The organism is Colwellia sp. 12G3 (genome assembly GCF_002836775.1).
Lineage (GTDB): Bacteria > Pseudomonadota > Gammaproteobacteria > Enterobacterales > Alteromonadaceae > Colwellia.
Window position 1 is genome coordinate 16,378 of record NZ_PJAQ01000008.1, and the last position, 22,346, is coordinate 38,723.

Annotated in this window: 12 protein-coding genes; 1 reads left to right on the forward strand and 11 read right to left on the reverse strand. The window is 38.9% G+C overall.

Annotated elements, in window-relative coordinates; translation table 11 throughout:
- Positions 1–80: 80 nt before the first annotated feature.
- Positions 81–1,292, forward strand: coding sequence for a phosphopentomutase (locus tag CXF71_RS02965; RefSeq protein WP_101231508.1), 1,212 nt, complete (start codon positions 81–83; stop codon positions 1,290–1,292).
- Between the two features lie 160 nt (positions 1,293–1,452).
- On the opposite strand, the gene CXF71_RS02970 is transcribed toward CXF71_RS02965, so the two are convergent.
- The 11 genes from CXF71_RS02970 to CXF71_RS03020 form a co-directional block, all read right to left on the reverse strand.
- Positions 1,453–3,393, reverse strand: coding sequence for a bifunctional diguanylate cyclase/phosphodiesterase (locus CXF71_RS02970; RefSeq protein WP_101231509.1), 1,941 nt, complete (start codon positions 3,391–3,393; stop codon positions 1,453–1,455).
- Between the two features lie 4 nt (positions 3,394–3,397).
- The gene (locus tag CXF71_RS02975) at positions 3,398–4,033 is read right to left on the reverse strand and encodes a transglutaminase-like cysteine peptidase (protein WP_101231564.1); all 636 of its coding nucleotides are present in this window, start codon (positions 4,031–4,033) and stop codon (positions 3,398–3,400) included.
- A 70-nt stretch (positions 4,034–4,103) separates the two neighbouring features.
- A complete protein-coding gene (locus CXF71_RS02980; protein ID WP_101231510.1) occupies positions 4,104–4,706 on the reverse strand; it encodes an OmpA family protein in 603 nt (200 codons plus the stop codon).
- Entirely contained in the window at positions 4,703–6,103 is a 1,401-nt protein-coding gene (locus CXF71_RS02985) for a TolC family outer membrane protein (protein ID WP_101231511.1), read from the reverse strand. Before CXF71_RS02985 ends, CXF71_RS02980 begins: the two co-directional genes overlap by 4 nt.
- Before the next feature lie 115 nt (positions 6,104–6,218).
- The gene (locus CXF71_RS02990) at positions 6,219–7,592 is read right to left on the reverse strand and encodes an HlyD family type I secretion periplasmic adaptor subunit (protein ID WP_101231512.1); all 1,374 of its coding nucleotides are present in this window, start codon (positions 7,590–7,592) and stop codon (positions 6,219–6,221) included.
- Positions 7,589–9,766, reverse strand: a complete 2,178-nt coding sequence (locus CXF71_RS02995) for a type I secretion system permease/ATPase (protein ID WP_101231513.1) — start codon at positions 9,764–9,766, stop codon at positions 7,589–7,591. Before CXF71_RS02995 ends, CXF71_RS02990 begins: the two co-directional genes overlap by 4 nt.
- A gap of 206 nt (positions 9,767–9,972) precedes the next feature.
- On the reverse strand, positions 9,973–16,104 hold the full coding sequence (locus CXF71_RS03000) for a beta strand repeat-containing protein (protein ID WP_101231514.1): 6,132 nt from the start codon (positions 16,102–16,104) through the stop codon (positions 9,973–9,975).
- A gap of 422 nt (positions 16,105–16,526) precedes the next feature.
- Positions 16,527–17,705, reverse strand: coding sequence for a multidrug effflux MFS transporter (locus CXF71_RS03005; protein WP_101231515.1), 1,179 nt, complete (start codon positions 17,703–17,705; stop codon positions 16,527–16,529).
- 226 nt (positions 17,706–17,931) lie between these two features.
- The gene (gene pgi, locus CXF71_RS03010) at positions 17,932–19,584 is read right to left on the reverse strand and encodes a glucose-6-phosphate isomerase (RefSeq protein ID WP_101231516.1); all 1,653 of its coding nucleotides are present in this window, start codon (positions 19,582–19,584) and stop codon (positions 17,932–17,934) included.
- A gap of 20 nt (positions 19,585–19,604) precedes the next feature.
- Positions 19,605–20,576, reverse strand: coding sequence for a transaldolase (tal, locus tag CXF71_RS03015; RefSeq protein ID WP_101231517.1), 972 nt, complete (start codon positions 20,574–20,576; stop codon positions 19,605–19,607).
- An 82-nt stretch (positions 20,577–20,658) separates the two neighbouring features.
- Positions 20,659–21,879: a NupC/NupG family nucleoside CNT transporter gene (locus CXF71_RS03020; protein WP_101231518.1), complete on the reverse strand. Its 1,221-nt coding sequence runs from the start codon at positions 21,877–21,879 to the stop codon at positions 20,659–20,661.
- Positions 21,880–22,346 lie beyond the last annotated feature (467 nt).

The following is a 22,346-nucleotide window of genomic DNA, read 5'->3' on the forward strand; positions in this document are numbered from 1 at the left end:
TGTTGTACAACCCCCTTAGTTAAGGCGACTTTATTGTCGCCTTAACTTTATATTCAACTAATTTTTAAAAAGAGAAAATCATGTCGAGAGCTATTATCCTTGTAATAGACGGTTTTGGTTTAGGTCATGCCCCTGATGCCGACGCTTTTGGTGATGTTAATGCCAACACCTTCGCCAATTTGGCTGAAAAATTTCAGCAAAGTAAAAGTAGACCATTAAAACTACCTAACTTAAGTAAATTAGGTTTGGTAAAAGCGTGTGAGCAAGCATCAAAACGAACACTTTGCGTAGAGCCTGTCACTCCATGTAAAGGTGCCTATGGTTATGCAGCAGAAATTAGTACCGGTAAAGATACCCCCAGTGGTCACTGGGAAATGGCAGGCGTGCCTGTTTTATTCGATTGGACTTATTTTACTAACAAAGTGAATAGCTTTTCACCTGAGCTAATCGCTCAAATAAACCAAATAACAGGTTATAACGATTTATTAGGTAATTGCCACGCCTCTGGCACCAATATCATTGCAGATCTAGGCGAAGAGCATATAAAAACGGGCCTTCCTATTTGCTACACCTCTGGCGATAGTGTTTTTCAAGTTGCTGCACATGAACAGCACTTTGGCTTAGACAATCTTTATAAGTACTGTGAGCAAGTACGTGAAATACTTGATCCCATGAATATTGGTCGCGTTATCGCTCGCCCTTTTGTTGGTGAAAACTCTGCCGATTTTGAACGCACAGGTAACCGCAGAGACTATTCGGTATTACCTCCTGCAACAACAGTCTTAGAAAAATTAACGCAAGCCGGTGGAACTGTGATTAGTGTCGGTAAAATTGCTGATATTTTTGCTCACCAGGGTATTAGTATTCAAACTAAAGCGACGGGTATTCCAGCATTAGTAGACTCAACCCTTGCTCATATGAAAACCGCCGCTGATAACAGCATTATTTTTACTAATCTAGTTAATTTTGACCAAGACTTTGGTCATCGACGTGACCCTGTTGGTTTTGGTGAAGCCTTAGAATATTTTGATGAACGTTTAGCTGAATTCTTAGCGCAAATGGCGGATGATGATTTACTTTTATTAACGGCTGATCACGGTTGCGATCCCACTTGGCCTGGTAATGACCATACCCGTGAATTTGTCCCCGTTATTGCCTATCACAACCATATCGATTCCGTAAATCTAGGGCAACGCAATACGTTTGCCGATCTTGGACAAACCTTAGCAAGTTTATTTAAATTGAAAGCCATGGATTACGGCCAGTCTTTTTTAAACGAATTGAAGCTTTAACCCTAATAGTCTTTAACTATTACGTGTTAGGCATTATCTTATAATAACTAACACGTAATTGCAGGGCTTTAACTATTCAATTTACAAATTGTTCGTCTGTAGGAGAATAAAGCCCTTTACCAAAGAAACAGTAATTTTGAGTACCTATTTTGATCCTTACTTACCCATTTACTATTTCAACAGGCGGCATAATATATCCTTGATACCCATCAGCTCTAAGAGGTTTGATCGTTTGCAGGTGTTTGACATCTTCAATACCTGTAATAATAACTTTAATGCTTAATCCTCTGGCAATATTAACCAATGCACGACAAAGCTCTAGGTTTTGCTGATTCTCTTCATCTTTGTCATTGTTATAACATGAAAGTGACATATCTAATTTAATATAATGCGGTTTTAATTCTTGTAGATAAGTCAGTGATCCCATCTGCCTACCACAATTATCGACCCCAAATTTTGCCCCTGCATTCTCAATTATTTCACAAAGCTGTATACATGCCGTTAGGTTTTGAGTAATTCCAGACTCTGATATCTCAAAATGGATTTTTTCAGGTGATTTTACTTTTTCTAAATAGGAAGTGAGCCACAGATGAAACTCAGGATTGGTAATACTTTTTCGCGATAAATTCACAGCAATAGGCTCTCGATTTAATGCAAATAAGTCGTTATCATTTATTGCATCTAATAAACACTTATCTAATTGATGCCCAAGTGAAAATCGCTCTACATAAGGCATAAATTGTCCTGCTTGTACTATTTTACCCTCAATTTCTAAACGGCAATAAATTTCACGGTGTATAATCTTGTTATCAATACATTGTTGAATAGGCTGCCACTGAAAAATAAAATCATTATTACTGATCGCTTCTTCAAGTTGATTTCGCCATCCTTCACGGCTAAATTCTTGCTGTTTTTCAACATAGAACCAATGACTTGACTTATCTTCATTAAGTGCTTTTTGTAGGGCGTTATCTGCCTGTGACAAGAGTTCTGCACGCGTAACACCTTCACTTCGTTCACTTACACCAATCGAAAATTTCTGATTAGGCTCACAGCCTGCATTTAACATTTCTTGATTAATGAGTCGAATAAGAGCCTGTAAGTATTCGCTGATCTGCTTTTTATCAGCTTTCTGGATTAAAAAGGCAAACTCTGTATTTGAGATACGTGCAACCAAGGTATCAGAAGGAAAAGGCAAAGAAGTCGTTAATTTTTGCGCTACAACTTTAATTGTTTGATCGCGAACTTGGTAACCATATTTGCTGTGTATTTCGTCTAACCAGCTGAAATCAGCTAACAATAGCGCGCCAAAACCAGGCTCATTTAGCCAGCTATTTAATCGACCTGTGAAGTATAAGCGATTCGGTAACTGTGAAGCTTGATCACATAACGTATCATTTTTAAGGCTATTCACCTCATCATCCAGCGTAGTAAAAACTTGTTTCAACTGCCCAGACATTGAGTTAATAGCACCAACAACCTCTTTTAGTTCAGACGTTGATGGTAATGTCATATCGGGGTGAAATTTTCTTTGTGAAACATCACGCGCATGTTGAGCAACTTCATGTAGCGGCTTTAAAATTATTTTTAAACGTAACCGTAATGCAAAGACAGAGATAAGAAATAATGCCGCTAATATCATTAATGTATCATTCATGATTCGCCATAATTCGCGGTAACCAATCGCGGGATTTGATTCTACTTCTAGTATTGCTAACTGTAACCAACCCGAGGTAATAGTGACCTCTTTACTTTGTGTATCGAAGAGATTTAAATCTATAAACCATTGCGGTACATTTTTAACGGTAACTTTATTTTCCCATACCTGTTTTTTTTGGTCTGCAAGCCATGTTAAGTGCACTTGCTTATAAAATCCGCCTTCAAAAATAACATTCACTAGCGTATCAACAGTTGCTTCATCACCGATTTCTAAATGTGGTTTTATCATCAGACTTAATGATGTAACCGTATTATTCAGGTCTGATTCCATTTGGCTAACCATAAACGTTCTAGTTTCAGTAAACTGAAAATAGACCAGGCTAGTCATCACTAATAAAAACAATGCAAATAACAGTGAATTTATCTGATTAAAAAGGGTCATTCTTTTACTCCATTCTCAATTTTGGTTGCTTGAGGTTTGAGATTCCCATGCGTTGATTTAAGTCCGTCCAGCGTTTTAGGCGTTGTGATTTACCCGCAAGTACACCTTGGCCTTTCTTTTTATTAAGCCAAAGTTGTTTACCATTAAAGCTGTACACTGGAATGAGATCTTTTCGTTTTGTCGCTGGTTTTATTTTACCGTCAATATTATCAAGGATGAGAGGTACAGAACCCGGTGTTTCATAATAGGCAACCACCATATGGTATTGGTCTAAAGTAACTGCTTTTACCATAGTAATGCGCATTTTTTTATCAGGAATACCAAGCTCTAATAACGTAAAATACTTCGCAATAGCAAAGTCTTCACAATCGCCTCCATTTACGCCTAAAAATTCAAGTGGAGTGGCCCAGTAATTACTCACACCCCAAAGCTTAATATCGTCGATAAAACGTAATAGGTTGAAGAAGTTATTAACATTTTCTATTTTTTTGTTTTCGTCTAACCCATTAGAATTTTCCATTAACCGAAACCACGCTTTACCTCTTTTCCCCGCCCGTTCTCCATAATGGCTACTCAGGGCTGCGATTATTTGTGGTTCGTTTAATTTACTTGTATTCTTTGCGTATAACATCGATACCATAACCAGTAGAAAACTACCAATTATCAGTATTTTATATGTCGGTATAAAATATATATTTTTCACCAATAGTTTATTCTACTTCGTTATCGACACTGTAAATGGTCCATTTCATATCGATAATTTCTTTATCGCTGCTAATTTCGGCAACAATACGTCTATTTTTCTCATGAATATACTCATCATTCCCCTCTAATAGTAATTTTTCGAACCCATAACCCACAGTAGTAACTCGATCACTAGCAATATTAAACTGCTGAATGAGAATTTCTTTAATCGCTTCCGCACGGTTTTGTGACAATTTTATATTATGTGCCGCTAAACCTCTAATACTAGTATGGCCTTCAATGGATACTACAACTTGTGGATATTCAGTCATAAATTCTGCGAGCTTTCCAATTTTCTCAATATACTCATCTTTCACTTTAAAAGAATTAGTATCAAAATTTACGTCTAACCTATGGCGTATTTTATGTACAGTATTAGAGCCACATCCGTTATTACCAACTTGTGCTCCAGCATTGCTATTAGGACATTCATCACGCGCTAGAATAATACCGTCACCCTCACTATCGCTTAAATCAAACTTTTGCTTGGTTGGCTCAGGTGTCATATCAATCACTTGTACCGAACAAGCGCTAAGTAATAGTACACTTAATATAGTTATCAGTTTCATTTTGAGTACTCCGTAAATTCTTTTTCACCAGACCAAGTGCTCGGTCGTGTCACTCGTAATGCTTCTACTAACAACCCCATAGCATGCAAAATTCGGTACTGTGCTGATATTTCAGTAAACTCGGCATCTAAAAAGTCACGACGTGCTTGATATAATTCATTTTCTGTATCGAGTAAATCCAATAAGCTACGTTGGCCCACTTTAAACTGTTCTTTGTAATCAGACTGTGTATCTTTAGAAGAAATTACATGCATCTTTATATATTTTTTTTGTAAGTTTAATTGCTCAAATGCATTCCAAGATAAGATAAAGCCTTCTGTTACTTGTCTGTGTACACTGCTTTTTAACTCTTTAGCTTCACTTATTTTATAAGCCGTTTCTTTTGCATAAGCATCATTCTTGCCACCAGAAAAGATGTTGTAAGAAAAACGCAGCATGGCAACCACTTCATTATTCTGACCTCCGACATCACCTCCACCAAAAGTATTACCATCCTCACCATCTAAGTTATCATTGTAATTAGCATTCAACTCAAAAGAAACCTTCGGGTAATAGTTTGATTTTGCTGTACTATATTGAGCTTGAGCGGCTTCAATATCATTAGCCGAAGACTTAATTACAGGATGATTATTGAGCGTTAACCGCAGCCCTTCTTCTTCTGTTTTAGGTAATAAAGAAGCATCCGGATACGGAATAACTAAATTGTAAGGACGTTGTTCAATAACGCGATAAAAAGTCACTTCGCTGTCTAAATAATTATTTTTAGAGGCGATTAAATTAGAATGAGCCTTTGCGATACGACCATTAATTTGTGAAAGATCAGCTGAACTTCCAAAACCAGAATCTGTACGCTGTTTTATTTGCTCATAAATTTCTTGATGGGCTGCTAAGTTTTTCTCGGCTAGTGCCACTAGTTGCTTAGCTTTGATAAGATCAATATAAACTTTACTTACCTCTAATGCTAAATCTTCAGCAATACCAAGTAAACGCCACTGATCAGCACTCGTTGTATAACGAGTACGTTCAACTTCACTACGGGTATGAAAGCCACTAAAGAGCTCCTGCTTCAAACTAAGGCCTATTTCACGTCTTGGTAATTCAGCTGTACCTTCTCCATTTGTCCCTATTTGTCTTCGTGTACTGGGACTGTCAGTATATTCATAACCAATACCAGCAGTTACATCTATCGTTGGCCAGTAACCTGATTGAGCTTGCTCTATTTGTTTCTCACTGACTTTAAAACGTGAGTAAGCAACACGTAATTCAGGGTGTGTATCAAATGTAAAGGCAACCGCTTGCTCTAGTGATTGAGCATGTACAATGGTAGGGATAAGCATTGCACAAAATAAAAGCTTCGCTGTTCTTATTTCTACTCGTCTAAAATGTTCTTTTTTCATATTATTCTCTATTATTATTATTTATAACCATAGTGGCTGTTATATGAATCATTATTAAACGATATCACCATATTAAGAATCCACAGCGCTTTTTTATTTGTCTATTTCATTGACTTTAATATTCTCTCAGCGCGAGCTCTTTAGCCCTTAGAAGTGGGTTTAAAATATATTCAAGTACCGTTCTTTTGCTGATCATCACATCAACACTTGTCATCATTCCAGGAATTATTGCCATTTCTTTATTGTCCCTACTACGCATGCTTGACTCGGTAGTTCTTACCCTTATTATATAAAAGCTATTACCTTCTTCGTCTTGAGTAGTATCTGCACTAATGTGTTCAACAACCCCCTCAAGCCCGCCATAACGAGTAAAATCATACGCGGTTATTTTAACCATGGCTTTTAAACCAACATAGATAAACGCGATATCTTTAGGAATGATTTTTGCTTCTACTAATAACTTATCTTCTGAAGGAACTATTTCTAGTAACACTTCTCCTGGTTTAATCACCCCGCCTAACGTTGTTATGTGCAATGTTTTTACCGTTCCTATCACTGGAGATAATATTAGTGCTTTACTCACTTTATCTTGAGCTCCTACTTGAGCCTCATTTAAGCGTGAAAGTTTTGCTTGTAATTCATTTAACACGGCACGAGCATCAGTCCGATAGAGATAAACAGCTTCTCTTCGTTTTAGCACAGCTTCTTCAAAGGCTGACTTTACTTTCGGTTTTAATAAACGTAACGCACTGAGTTCACCTTTTATATCATTTGCTATACGCTGTAATTTTAGTAACTCTACTTGCGGTACAATCCTCTTTTTTGCCAGAGGAATCGTTAATTTAAGTTCACTATTAACTAGCCCATAACTATTTTCAAGTGTAGAAATTTTAGACGTTAACTCTTTAATTTCTTGCTCTCGCTGTTTTATCTGTTGACCTTGTATCGCCACTTGGTTTTCAATATTATTCAAGCGGGTGTTATATTCATCTTGATTACGGGCAACGAGTTCAGGTGAGCTTGTATTAAGATCGACAGGAAATTGTAATTGCTTTTTTTCAATTTTAACTTGAAGTTGCCACGCTGCAACATCTGCAACTAACACATTGCTAAGTTCAGTACGTAACCGAATAATGTTAGCACGAAGTGCATTAACCTCTTGCGTTTGTTGCGCTAAATCAGAACGAAAACGTGTGTCGTCAATCCGCGCTATAATTTGACCTTTAGTTACCTGCATCCCTTCTTTAACATAGAGTTCTTGTAATATACCACCATCTAGACTTTGTATTATCTGTACCTGTGAAGAGGGAATTATTTTTCCTTCTCCACGTGTAACTCGGTCAAGTTCAGCATAATAAGCCCAAATGATAAAGCAGGTAAAAAATGCGGCTAATGACCAAATAGTTAAACGATGTACGGTCGGTGTTTGCGTTAGAATAGCACCATAAACATCATCAGCCATTTCTAAATCTTGTTTACTTATCTTCATCTTGGAGCTCTTTCTTTAGAGGCTGTATTTAACAACCCACTCTTTAACTGCTCTAAGATAGTTGTTTTATCACCGTCAGCTACTAAATGGCCATTATCCAAAACAATAATGCGATCGACGAGTTGCAATAAATGCATTTTATGCGTAATAAGTAATAGCGTGCGTTGTTGTACCGTTTTTTTCATCGATTCAATAAAGAGTTTTTCCGCTCTTGCATCTAAACTTGCTGTTGGTTCGTCGAGCAGTAACATTTGTGGATCATTTAAAATTGCACGTGCTAAAGCCACCGCTTGGCGTTGACCGCGTGATAGTGACAGGCCTCCCTCACCCACTTGTAACTCTAACCCTTGTGATTCCATATCAGTAAACAAGTTAACACCCGAAAGCTGCACAGCTCTCATTAATTGATATTCCGTCACCTGCTTAGTGCCAAATAGGATATTATCTTTAATTGAACCATGAAAAAGTACGATATCTTGTGGTAGATAACCAATATTACGTCGAAGATCGCTCGGATGGATCTGGCCTTGATGTAAACCATCATAACGAATACTACCTTGTTTTGGTGTATACAATCCTAACAACAACTTAGCAAGCGTAGTTTTACCTGAGCCATTTCGACCAATGATTGCTATTTTTTCACCAGGGGTCACTTTTAGTGATAACGGGTATAACGCAGGCTTTTCGACTTCAGGGTAGTTAAAATTTACATGTTCTAAAACAATATTACCTTCAAGCTTAGTACGGCTAGCAAGGTGGCCTTTATTTTCAAACTCACTCTCTTGACTCATAATGCCATCAAGCTGCCTTAATGAACTTGCGGTTTGATTGTATCGAGTCATTAACGAAGCTATTTTAGCCATCGGCCCAACAGCTCGGCTTGATAACATCACGGCGGCAATGATCCCGCCCATTGATATAAGCCCATCAGAAACACGATAAACCCCTAATACAATGACACCAACAACTACCATCTGTACAATAAAGCTAGAAAAATTAGCGACTGAGTTAGTAATAATTTTGGTTTTAAGTTGCCAATTAGAGGTATATCCAAGCATCTGTTGCCAAGCATTTTGCACTATGCCTTCGGCACCATTGGCTTTAATTGATTCTAATGAAGAGAGACTTTCAACAAGGTGTCCATGGCGTAAGCCAGAAAATTTATTACTTTCTTCAATTGCATGTCGTAATTTCGCTTGTACTAAAAAGGCATAACCTAAAATGAACACCGTAGCAATCACCGAAAATATGGCTAAATCACCTGCGACAATATATATAATAACAACAAACAGTATTGAAAAAGGTAAATCGACTAATGCGGTTACCGTTGCCGAGGATAAAAAATCACGCACACTATCAAATTCACCAAGTTGTCTTGCCATTCCACCGACACTGGGTGCTTTTTTCTCTAATGAAATGCCAATCGCTTTAGCGTACAGTTTTGACGATGTTTGAATATCAATTTTTTTCCCTGCGACATCAATTAGATAAGATCTTAACTGTTTAAGAATCAAATCAAAAATGTAAGCAATACTTGCACCTACCGCAAGTACCCATAAACTCTCAAAGGCTAAATTAGGCACAATTTTATCGTAGATGTTCATGACTAATAGTGGCGATACCAAAGCAAAAATATTGACTAAAATAGAAGCTATAATGACATCGCGATAAATAGGTGCTGACTCAAGAATAGTATCCCATAGCCAATGCTTCTTAGTATCACCAATATGTACATCAAAATCACGATCGCCATGGTATTTTTGTTTAATTAAAAACAAATACCCTACATAAACAGATTCTAGTTCTTCGATAGTTAACTGCTCTTCTCCCCCGGTTTCAGGCAGTGAAATAACGGCTATATTGGTTTCAAAATCTAACGATTGTAAGATGCATGCTTTTTGATCTTTAAGCATTAATATACAAGGAAGTAACATCTTGGGAATATTATCAAGGCTTTTACGGCTTAATTTAGCACTTAAACCTGCACGCATAGCAGCTTGTGGTAATAACTCAGGAGAGAGTACACTGCTGGTTAATGGTAAACCTGCAGCGAGTGCCTCAGCTGAGCAAGGGTTACCAAAATGCTCACTCAATAGAACTAAGCAGTCTAAAAGTGGATCTTCGCTAATACGTTGTGAGGCGTTAATCGTCCATTGCGGCTGTGCTGATGACATTTAAATGATTGTATCCCTATGGATATTTTATTGAGGTAAACAGCTTATAAAGCTATATATATTACCTGCATTAATTATATGTAAATAAAGTAACTTGTAGGTTAACTATATCGGTCTAAGTGAGCGAGTGAACAATGTAATACTTCCATTGTTCACTCGCTCAACTTAAAAAATACCCTAAATAATATCCCTTTTAATAATCGCGGCTAATTGGTTTCATCAGGAATAGGCAGTATATCCACCATATCTAAAACGCTACTATCTCCAATAAATAGTGATCCGCCATTTACAGCTCCCGTTAACATATCGTTGATTATATTAACATCATTACTGCCTAAATCTAAATTATCTAATACGACTGTTTGCGTAACTTCACCATTACCATCTGCAAATATAGTAATGGTTGTATCTACACCATCGCTTTCAAAGTCTAAGAAATCATTGAGATTGTCACCAACACTTAACTGTAGTAAATCACTCAGGTCAAGTACATCACCCTCAGCAAAGTTAAAGTCTTTCACATGATCAGTACCTGAATCACCTGCTAACCAAACAAAGGTATCTGCTCCAACTCCCCCGATAAGAAGGTCATCTCCCAACCCTCCGATAAGAATATCATTTCCCAAACCGCCATCAATATAGTCATTACCATCGCCACCAGTAAATGTATTATCATTTGAACCACCCAAAATTGTATGGGCATCTGGCACGGATGGATCAGCATTCATTTCAGTCGTTGTGATGTCTATAGTTGGTACAAAACCAGTAACTAAAGCATCAGGAGTTGTTAGATATATATTATCGACAAATGTAGTACCATCAGCAGCTGTAGATAATAAATCTACAGGAAGTGAGAAGAATCCATTTACATCTGCTTCAATCAGCTCTTCAACTCCATTTGCATCTACAATGGTAATAGTAGATCCTATTGGAAAACCACTGACAACAACGGATTGAATACTCTCGCTGTTATCAGCATCCACAAGAACTGCGCCTATGTCTATTGGGTAAGTGTGTGAAGTGTCTGTAGAGGCCGAAAAAGAAACTTCAGATATTTGATACCCATCATTGTATACGACATTTGAGGATACACTTTCGTCATAGCCAAAGGTAACATTACCCATAAATACATCTGTCGTTAATGTATATGGGTCACTACCATTACTCATTATATCTCCATCAATAGTCCATGCTATCGCACTACTGGTGATTTCTGTTATTCCAGCTGTTGTTGAATTAAAATCGATAGACCATGTCCCAGTATTACTTCCATCTGCATTTGGTATAATCGCAACGGTGTCAACAATAACTCCGTTAATGATTAAGTCTACGGTCACATCACTTCCGCTTATTAAATTACCTGAGAATATAACTGTTCCACTCAATGTAATTGAAGACATATCTGATGTATCCAAACTTGGATCTTCTGATATTATATAGATTGTCTCACCAGCAGTGTTTTTCATAACTCCTGAGATAGATTTAATATCATTAGGGAATTCAAGCTTTATACTTTCACCATAATCGATTCGGTTTTTATCTTCGCCATTATTACCACTATCTAAACCAATCCCGAGTCCTTTACTAAAGTTGAATCCATCACTCGCTCCCACAGCCGTTAATACCACACCGTCACCTGTAGTATAGGTAGGGTTACCATCAGTGTCAGTGCCACCTGTTCCGGGTGAATTACCACCAACACCATAATCAATTTCATCGCCAATAATAATAGTTACATCATCATCTGATAGCGCATCAGCAACAGGAGTCACTAAAATAGTAAGCGTTTCTGTCTCGCCTGTGTTGGTCGTATAAGTTACCTCAGGAATAGTACCCGAATAGTTTGCCACAGGAACGAACTCATATGAACCATCATCATTAAGTGTTAACTCACCTATTCCGTCAATAGATACAGTGGTACCCGCAACATAAACTGTAACATCACTGTCTACTGTAAATGTTGTTACAGTAAGAGCATTATCAACATCGATATCGTTACTTAATACTCCTTGAGCAGCAGCAACGGTTAAAGTGATGTCTTCTTTAGTCTGATTATCATCTTCTGTGGTTATAGTAGGGTCATCAACCAACGTTGTGGTGACATCATTAACGGCCGTTTCATTATTCGAGGTGCCTGACGTCGTTAAGCTGACATCCGGTAGTACTTGACCGCCATTAGCTTCTAAGTAATCTTTACCCGCTTGCGTTAATTTTACGTCCGTACCATCAATCACATAATAACCGTTGGTATTGGTGCCCGCAGTGAAGTCTACACTCACCCCTTCATCGTCATCATTGACGCTGAACGTCGCCATGATCGCGCCAACCGCCGTAACACCTTCAGTCGCTGAGCTATCCGTGATCGTCAGTGTGGTGACATCATTGATAGCTGTAACACTGATGATTGAGCTGGTCGTTGCGGTAGCCCCGTCATCATCGGTGGCAACCAAGGTAATGGTGGCATTACCATTAAAATTTTCTGCTGGCGTAAAGGTTATAGTGCCGTCAGTTTCGTTGATTGTGACCGTGCCTTGCGTGGCCGGCACCGTTGCGGTAGTAGAGGCGATTGTGCCATCGACATCAGCCGCCGTGTAATTGACCGTGATGCTGCCATCGTCTTCATTCATGGTGCCATTGTTAGCATTAATCGTTGGACCATCATTGACATCCGCTACCGCAATCGTTGCAGTAGTCGTGGCCGTGTCGCCATCATCATCCGTGGTCACCAGAGTAATAGTGGCATCACCATTAAAGTTTTCAGCGGGGGTAAAGGTAATGGTGCCGTCAGTTTCGTTAATCGTTACCGTGCCTTGCGCGGCCGGCACCGTTGCGGTAGTAAAGACAATCGTGCCATCGACATCAGCCGCAGTGTAATTGACCGTGATGCTGCCATCGTCTTCATTCATGGTGCCATTGTTAGCATTAATCGTTGGAGCATCATTGACATCCGCTACCGCAATCGTTGCAGTAGTCGTGGCCGTGGCGCCATCATCATCCGTGGTCACCAGAGTAATAGTGGCATCACCATTAAAGGTCTCTGCTGGGGTAAAGGTGATGGTACCGTCAGTTTCGTTAATCGTGACCGTGCCTTGCGCGGCCGGCACCGTTGCGGTAGTAAAGACAATCGTGCCATCGACATCAGCCGCAGTGTAATTGACCGTGATGCTGCCATCGTCTTCATTCATGGTGCCATTGTTAGCATTAATCGTTGGACCATCATTGACATCCGCTACCGCAATCGTTGCAGTAGTCGTGGCCGTGGCGCCATCATCATCCGTGGTCACCAGTGTAATGGTGGCATCACCATTAAAGTTTTCAGCGGGGGTAAAGGTAATGGTGCCGTCAGTTTCGTTAATCGTTACCGTGCCTTGCGCGGCCGGAACCGTTGCGGTAGTCGAGGCGATTGTGCCATCGACATCAGCCGCTGTGTAAGCAACCGTGATGCTGCCATCGTCTTCATTCATTGCGCCATTGGTAGCGCTGATCGTTGGACCATCATTGACATCCGCTACCGCAATCGTTGCAGTAGTTGTTGCCGTCGCGCCATCATCATCCGTGGTCACCAGTGTAATGGTGGCATCACCATTAAAGTTTTCAGCGGGGGTAAAGGTAATGGTGCCGTCAGTTTCGTTAATCGTTACCGTGCCTTGCGCGGCCGGGACCGTTGCGGTAGTAGAGACAATCGTGCCATCGACATCAGCCGCCGTGTAGTTGACCGTGATGCTGCCGCTATCTTCATCTAGACTTGCATTGTCAGCACTAAGTGTTGGACCTAAATTGGTAATAGCATCATTATCTGCAACTACAATACTACCTACACCTTCTATATCACCAATTTTTGCAGTTAATGTGAACGTTTCAGTTTGTTCGAAAAACGAATCATCGCTTGTATCAACTACAACACTTAATGCTGTAACACCAATTGGAACAATATAATTACCCTTGCCATCAAATTCTAAATATTGTGGAGCTGATGCATCTCCATAAAATACTTTTAGTGTTGACGAGTCATAGTCAGATCCATCGATTGCAGTGCCATCTGAAAGAGACAAATTAAGAAGCATTATTGAATCAGATTTATCACCAAGATCCTTACTGACATCTACTACAAATACCGCTTGCTCACCTTCACTAATTGCTACTGCGCTCACCGTTATTTCGAGCGGGTAATCATTATCAAAAATACGTAACGTGCCCTGTGCATCGTTGATCACAGCATTCGTTGCATCAGAAAGGTTTATTAATGCAAACTCAGGGGAGTCTTCACTAATTAGATCATCAGTAATTGCGATTGAAATTGTGGCTGTTATTTCACCAGGCTGGAAAGTAACTATGCCAGAGCTTGCTTCAAAATCATCGCCAAATTTAGCAGAAAGTTCAGCCGTACTGTAATTTACAGTAATGACTTCATCACTTGCTTCACTTAGTGTTAGGGTAAATACCGCATCGCCTTGTCCTTCAGTAACAAGCACGTAATCGATATCGATTGTTGGTAGTCCAGATTCAACAGTATCGTTATCTTCGATAGCAAATAATATGGTTTCATCATAAAAGTCGTCACCATTAATCTCAGCACGGAAGTACTCTGTAGGTTCAATAATTGCGTCATCAAAAATAGGTACGCGGATCTCAATACTATTATTTCCCGCAGCTAACTCAAAACCAAATATTGGACGAGGAATACTAGCCGTCGTATCAATCGCAACAACACTCATCGCAGACCATGTATTACCACCATCGTTTGAGTATTCAAGTGGTACAGTATAATCATCTGCATATTCGGCAACTTGGATAATGCCATTTTCTACAACTGCATCTTTGCCAAGGGCGGCTAATTCTTGCCCGATTTGAGTTGTTAGCTGTTCACTCAGCAATTCGCTAGTAAAATTAATCTGTAACTGAGTGTTACTATCAAACGTTAATGAACTATTTAAAGTAAATTGATTGAATCCTACATCTTCTGGTACATCGGCAATGTCTGCCGAAAGGTGGGATTTATGGCTATCTAAGGTCTGAGATGTTACCTCTTTACTAACGGTCCAATCTTCAACACGGTAATCAATAGCTAGGCCTTCTAGTTCTTTACCTGTTACGCCTTCATTAAGTTGAATTTCGTAATTACCATCGCCCAAATCAACAAGTGTACCTATGCTTTGAAAATCAGTAGATAATTGAACATTCTCAACAACTAAGTTGGTTGTTATTACTTGTTGGCCAACAGCCCCTTCTAAAAGATCATCCGTTGTAAAAGTAATAACGCCATCTGCTTCTGCAAAATGGTAATTGATCAATCCGCCTGGGACATCAATGGTATCTACTTCTCGTTGTTCCGCACTGTCAGGTGCTCGTTCTCCAGCTAACTCATCAATGGTCTGTGCAACATGATTCATTGCGACCGTTTCAAAGGTATTTTCACCATTACCACTTTCGTCTTGCTCTGTTTCACGTGTGAACTCAATTCCCACAGAAGCTAATGCCTGTGAGATCATCTCTTTACCAGAGGTAGTAATATCTAAGACTTCACCCGTTGTTGGGTCAATATACCCACTAAATGCATCGAGAATAGCTGGTGAGATGGTGATATTTGTCGCGTAAGAACTATCATTGTCGATTAGATTATCAGTACTTAATATACCATCTCCACTAGTGCTATCAGTTAGGTCGCTGTCTAATGCTTGCAGGAAAACAGCCATATTTTCAACGTGGCTTGAATTGCTATCAGAAAGTGAGCTACCAGCAATATCTTGTAAAAAGACAATATCACCATTGATTGCATCGGCACTAAATTGACCAAGGATTACATCTCCAATGGTGAACATTATTGTATCGCCTGCATTATATTTAAACTCACCCGCTGTGCCGGTATCGCCCGTAGTACCGGTTAAGCCTGATGAAGTTGTATAAGTCACGCCGGAGACAAAATTATCAGTAAACTGAGCAGACAATGTGGTATCTGCGGTATCTGTGGATAGGATAGAGGTATCGTTCGAACTGATAAATAGTGTATTTGTATCGGTTAAATCGTTGGTAATAGAATTCAGAGCAAAAGTAGCTGTTTTAAAATCAGAGCTTGCAAGTATTTCTTTACCATCACGTGAGACATCTACAACAACAGAACGACCACCATCACTTGCTTCACCGGCGGCGGTTTCAATATCTTCTATAAGTGCATCATTTCCTTCAATTTCAGCCTGAATAGCTTCAATTTCGGCGAGTTCTTTAGCAGCAATTTCAGCAATTTCTTTAGTATCAATAATATTATCTGGTTGTACGACTATAACCGGATTATTTGATTGCTCATTCAATAGATTTTTATCTTTATTGATTTTATCGCTCATGACTTACCCTTAATTTGATGACAGTAATTCCACCTGCATTCTGTTACAAATAAAATATCAGATTTTCCCATTATTTGCACGACAATATAATTCTCTATAAAGCAGTATAGCAATGGAATTAATAACGAAGTTAGCAATGGTAAACGAGCGTTAAATCAAAGTATCACTATAGTTAAATCACTATGTGTACCAAAGCGTCATGTAATTATTAAATTTATGTCCGGTGTATCATCGAAAATTTTACGTTTAGAGGAATAATTTCGAGTAAAAATTAATGGGCGTAATGATTAAGAGTAAATCGCATGCTTCAATAAAGTAGAAGCATTATTTAGATAATACTTCTATTAAGTAATATTTAAGGGGTGGCCAATATAAGTAGTACTAAACGCTCTCATTTATAGAGTAATTGATGAATAAATTTGTTAACTATCCAGCATAATATGTGCTTTCACCTGGGGTAATTTCCATATGACATAAACGGGAATGATGGTCAGCATCAACAAGGCTAATTGCTCAGCTTCATTTAGCGGTAATAATTGTAATAAATAAACAATAACTGCCGCACCGCTCATTTGTACAAAGCCTAACAGTGCTGACGCTGAACCCGCTTTTTCACCAAAAGGCGCAAGCGCTTGTCCTGCACATGAACCCATCAGCAGTGAGAACCCCAGTGAACTGATCATTATGGGTAACATAAAGGCGATAGGTGTTTTCCAAGCCAACAAAGTTAACATTAACAAACCAGCCATAATCAATAAAACCATACCAAAGCCTATCGTTATTCTTGCACCAAACTTTACTAAAACTCTCGGTGCCAGAAAACAAGCAACAATATTAAACACTGCATTTAAACTAAACCAATAAACAAAGTTTTGCTGGTCTAAACCTAACGTCACCATTAACCAAGCAGGAGCGCTACTGACATAAGCAATAATAATTGCCATCGCTAACATCACGACCACAGCATTAAACAGAAATACCGGATGTTTTATGACCGGCATAAAATGCCCCATAGTGATCAGATTTTTATGTTGTTCTATATGCTCTGGTCTTGTTTCTTTAAGCGTAAAAAATAAAATAAAACCTGCAAAAACAGCGTATCCCGCCATAAATTCAAAGTTACTACGCCAGCCAAAGTATTCAGTTAAAACATTACCTAACAAGGGGGCAAGTGCAGGAATGCAACAAATAGCGCTATTTAAATAAGAGTACATAACACCACTTTCAATAGCGTTGTATTTATCACGCACACTGGCAAAGGCTGCAACAACTATCGCGCAAGCACCAAGACCTTGTAGTAAACGACTAAGAAGAAAAAACGTAAAGCTTTCTGAATAAGCAGAAATGATAGCAGCCAAGCCATAAATGAGAATACCGCCTAACGCAATGGGTCGGCGACCATAACGATCAGCCAGTGGTCCACTTATTAGCTGACCAAAGCCCATGCTTAAAATAAATATTGTTATGCTCCACTGAATTTGATTCATAGGAACGATAAATTCTTCAGCCATTAGAGGTAAAGCGGGTAGAAATATATCTATAGCTAATGGGCTAAAAATAACCATTAAAATCAGTAGTGGTAAACGTTGTTTATTTGTCATGTAAAATCTCAATAATGATGACTGCGTTTTATACGGTTACCGCTGTTATCAGCAGAAGATAATTATCGTTAATTTAACGATTAAACTTAAAGCAAGGTCTTAATTCAAGATTAATTATTACCTTGTAACGATGAAATATTCACTTACGTAAGTAAGCAATAAAAAACCGAGCAATAATATTACTCGGTGTTTATCTTTACTTGCTTGATACGCTGCATTTAAGTCACTAAATTACTGACTGATTCGCATACCGATACTGGGTAAGTAATAACTCTGTAGAGCTATCTGAAAGCTCGGTATTATCTGGTTGGTCAATACGGGCTAATATATCATCACCTAAAATTTTACCTAGCTCAACTCCCCATTGGTCAAAAGAGTTTAAATTCCAAATGACCCCTTGAACAAACACTTTATGTTCATACAAAGCAATTAATGTTCCTAATTGATAAGGCGTTAGACGATCAAAGGTCAGTGTATTGGAAGGTCTATTACCTGGCATTTCCTTATGCTTAGCAATCACTTTAGCTAAAATACCATCCATACCCGATGCAACAAGCTCATCATAAGCTTGTTGGTAGGTTTTTCCTTGCATCAAGGTTTTACTTTGTGCAAAACAATTGGCCACTAACATATCTTGGTGACCGTCCATATCGTGGTCAGCCACTAATGGCTGAATAAAGTCAACCGGCACTACCGAAGTGCCTTGATGTAATAACTGATGAAAAGCATGTTGACCATTAGTGCCTTCAGCTCCCCAAATAACAGGACCCGTTGTACTACTTACCATTTCATTATTAAGCTGACAGCTTTTACCATTAGACTCCATATCCATTTGTTGCACGTAAGCAGGAAATCCTCGTAAATAGTGGCTATAAGGTAATAAAGCATGGGTTTGACAATCAAAAAAATTATGGTTCCATACTCCTAACATACCCATTAACACCGGTAAGTTTTGCTCAAGTGGCGCGTCATTAAAATGCTTATCAAGATCAGCCGCTCCCTTAAGTAATTCTGTAAAGCCAACATTACCGATTGCCATCGCGATGGGCATCCCAATAGCAGACCATAAAGAATATCGACCACCGACCCAATCCCACATTGGGAAAACATTATTACTGCTAATGCCAAAGGCTACGGCTTTATTAACATTAGAGGAAATGGCAATAAAATGACGACTTAACTGTTCAAAAGTAACACCGTAATCATAAAACCATTGACGCGTTGATTCAGCATTAGTCAATGTCTCTTGAGTATTAAATGACTTGGAGGCAATCAGTACCAACGTTGTTTCTGGGTTTAATGTCGTTAAGACATCATGCAGATGATTACCGTCAATATTGGCAACAAAATGCTGTTTAGGGCCACCTTGAACATAAGGTTTTAACGAAGTAGTCACTATCTTGGGGCCTAAGAAAGAACCACCAATACCTAAATTTAAAACATCCGTGATGCATTTTCCGCTATAACCAAGCCAATCTTTGTTGCGTACTTGGTTAACGACGGTTTCTACCTTCAGTCGCACGGCTTTTATTTGAGGCACTATATCCACGCCATCAACAAACACCGGTTTATTATCTTGTTGTCGCAAAGCGGTATGCAATACCGATCTATTCTCAGTATTGTTAATCGCATCACCGGCAAACATAGCATCACGTTTTTTCTCTAGCTGAGCCGATTCGGCTAACCTCATTAATAAGGTACGAGTTTTTAGCGTGATGCGATTTTTTGAATAATCAAGATTCAAACCACAAGCACTCACCGATAAATTTTCTGCGCGTTGAGAGTCGCTGGCAAAAAAATCGCGTAAATGACTAGTTTCCATTTCAGCTAAGTGTTGTTGAAGTTCTCGCCAGTTCTCATTAAAGCTATCAATTATCATTAAAGTTTCCTTTAGCTATTTTAGAATAACTGCTTTAGTTGTACTTCAAGCTTGCACTGATCAATGGCAAAGTTACGAATACCTTCTGCTAGTTTCTCTGTTGCCATCGCGTCTTGGTTCATTTCCCAACGATATTGGGCTTCAGTTAAAGCCGCTGGTTGGTCTTGTATACTCGTTGCCGCTATTAACTGTTGTTTGATCACTTCATGATTTACAGCCAATTCAGCCATCAATGGCGGACTGATGGTTAAACGATCACAGCCCGCAAGTGCGATAATTTCATCAACATTACGAAAGCTTGCTCCCATCACAACGGTGTTATAGCTGTGCTGTTTGTAATAGTTATAAATTTCAGTGACTGAAATCACTCCCGGATCTTCACTCGCTAGATAGCTTTCATGCCCTGTGTCTTTTTTATACCAATCGAGAATACGGCCAACAAAAGGTGAAATCAGATACACATGAGCCTCTGCACACGCTTTTGCCTGAGCAAAGCTAAATAACAGCGTTAAATTACATTGGATGCCTTCTTGCTCAAGTTGCTTGGCTGCTTGAATGCCTTCCCATGTTGACGCCAATTTAATCAAAATTCGTTCTTTGCCTATATTCGCCTCTTTATACATAGCGATGAGTTGGCGAGCTTTAACAATACTGGCTTCTTTATCAAAAGATAAACGGGCATCTACTTCAGTAGAAATTCTACCCGGTATAGTCGCTAAAATCTCTAAGCCAATTAATACCGATAACTTATCAGCGGCAAGACTCACTTGTACTGCTTTATCACTCGTTTGGCTTTTAGCCCAATCAACGGCCTCTGTTAGCAGTGTTTGATAAGCAGGAATAGCCGCAGCTTTTAATAATAATGACGGATTAGTTGTCGCGTCCATAGGAGAAAACTGTGCTATCGCTTCAATATCCCCTGTATCGGCGACGATAGTTGTCATTGTTTTTAATTGTTCAAGTTGAGAAAATTGAGAAAGATGTGCTTGCATGATAATTCCTGTTAAAAAGTTTTTTGTATATTTAGTTAGGTTAAATTTGTTTGGTATAACCTGCTTGGTATAAGACGAGTGATTAGATAAAAATACCCGCGATAGTCGCACTCATTAAATTAGCCATAGCGCCGGCCAATACAGCCTTCATACCTAGTTTGGCAATGTCATGCCGACGACAAGGTGCCATGTTGCCCATACCCCCTAATAAAATAGCTACCGAAGAGATGTTTGCAAAACCACAAAGGGCAAAAGTAATAATCGCTTGAGTTCTAGTACTTAACTGATCAGCAACGGTGATAAAATCTAAATACGCGACAAACTCGTTGATAACAATTTTTTGTCCTAAGAAACTACCGGCCATATTCGCTTCATGCCAAGGAATACCAATAAGGTAGGCAACAGGCTGAAAAACATAGCCTAAGATGAGTTGTAAACTGAGATTTTCAAAGCCAAATAATTCACCAAAACCACCTAACAAACCATTAACCATTGCTAATAAAGCAACAAAAGCTAATAACATGGCACCCACATTAAGCGCTAGCATCATGCCATTTGATGCGCCTGTAGCAGCGGCATCAATAACATTAACAGCCTCTTTAGCATCAGTTTTCAAATTAGCTAAATCATCATTAGGTTGCTCTGTTTCAGGTACTAACATTTTTGCCATTAGCAAACCGCCAGGTGCCGCCATAAAACTCGCGGCAATTAAGTATTTTAAATCAATGCCAATACCTGCATAACCTGCAACGACAGAGCCCGCGACTGAAGCCAACCCCCCTACCATCACAGCAAAAAGTTCAGAACGTGTCATTTTAGGCAAGAAAGGTTTAACCACTAAGGGCGCTTCTGTTTGACCAACGAAAATATTCGCTGTAGCGGACATAGACTCCGCTTGACTGGTTTTTAGTAGTTTCTGCAGACCACCACCGATAAGTTTAATCACCACTTCCATCACACCAATGTAATAGAGTACGGCGATCAGTGATGAGAAGAACACAATCACAGGTAAAACATGAAAGGCAAACATAAAACCCAAACTTTTTTGCCCTATTTGTTCACCAAAAATAAAGATAATTCCGGCATTGGCATAACCAATAACACTCGAAACACCATTAGTAACACCGAGCAAAATATCCTTTCCTGCTGGCATATAGAGTACAAAAGCCCCCAATGATATTTGTAACGCTAATGCACCAATAATAGTACGCCAATTAATACTTTTTCTATTTGATGAGGCTAAATATGCAATACCCAAGAGGAGAAAAACCCCCAAGATGCTGCGTAAAATATTGGTATCCATATTATTCCTTGTTATTTCTTATGACACTCGATACGAGAAAATATACCGTTGTATGAAGAATTTTATTATTGATAGTAACCCTAACCACAAAACCTGACTAGGTAGTCAGGTTTTTAATTTAAACTAAGAAACTAGCTAGGTCAATAGGATATTTTCGAATAAAATAGTAATAACTTCGTCACGTGACCTTAAATTACATCGATAGTCTGCCCATCCTAGTTGCCCTGCCAGAGGTACTTCATGCACGGATTTCATTGGCCTATTCATCACTCACTAAATCCACCACGACTGTGTTACCTCTGTGAGCACAAAACAGTCAACCATTTGAATGATAACGAATTAATACAGAGTTTAAATTTAATATCACAATGACATTTATTATTATTAAAAACATTTAGCTCCTATTTAAACTTATCAAAACGCTATAAATCGATAAAATAATTGTCTGGGTATACTTTGATTATTCC

Bases quoted from the DNA above. Each gene is read 5' to 3' on its own strand.
- CXF71_RS02990 (WP_101231512.1), bottom strand. From the start codon at position 7,592: ATGAAGATAAGTAAACAAGATTTAGAAATGGCTGATGATGTTTATGGT.
- CXF71_RS03020 (WP_101231518.1), bottom strand. From the start codon at position 21,879: ATGGATACCAATATTTTACGCAGCATCTTGGGGGTTTTTCTCCTCTTG.
- tal (WP_101231517.1), bottom strand. From the start codon at position 20,576: ATGCAAGCACATCTTTCTCAATTTTCTCAACTTGAACAATTAAAAACA.
- CXF71_RS02995 (WP_101231513.1), bottom strand. From the start codon at position 9,766: ATGTCATCAGCACAGCCGCAATGGACGATTAACGCCTCACAACGTATT.
- CXF71_RS02970 (WP_101231509.1), bottom strand. From the start codon at position 3,393: ATGACCCTTTTTAATCAGATAAATTCACTGTTATTTGCATTGTTTTTA.
- CXF71_RS02975 (WP_101231564.1), bottom strand. From the start codon at position 4,033: ATGGTATCGATGTTATACGCAAAGAATACAAGTAAATTAAACGAACCA.
- CXF71_RS03005 (WP_101231515.1), bottom strand. From the start codon at position 17,705: ATGACAAATAAACAACGTTTACCACTACTGATTTTAATGGTTATTTTT.
- CXF71_RS02985 (WP_101231511.1), bottom strand. From the start codon at position 6,103: ATGAAAAAAGAACATTTTAGACGAGTAGAAATAAGAACAGCGAAGCTT.
- CXF71_RS02980 (WP_101231510.1), bottom strand. From the start codon at position 4,706: ATGAAACTGATAACTATATTAAGTGTACTATTACTTAGCGCTTGTTCG.
- CXF71_RS03000 (WP_101231514.1), bottom strand. From the start codon at position 16,104: ATGAGCGATAAAATCAATAAAGATAAAAATCTATTGAATGAGCAATCA.
- CXF71_RS02965 (WP_101231508.1), top strand. From the start codon at position 81: ATGTCGAGAGCTATTATCCTTGTAATAGACGGTTTTGGTTTAGGTCAT.
- pgi (WP_101231516.1), bottom strand. From the start codon at position 19,584: ATGATAATTGATAGCTTTAATGAGAACTGGCGAGAACTTCAACAACAC.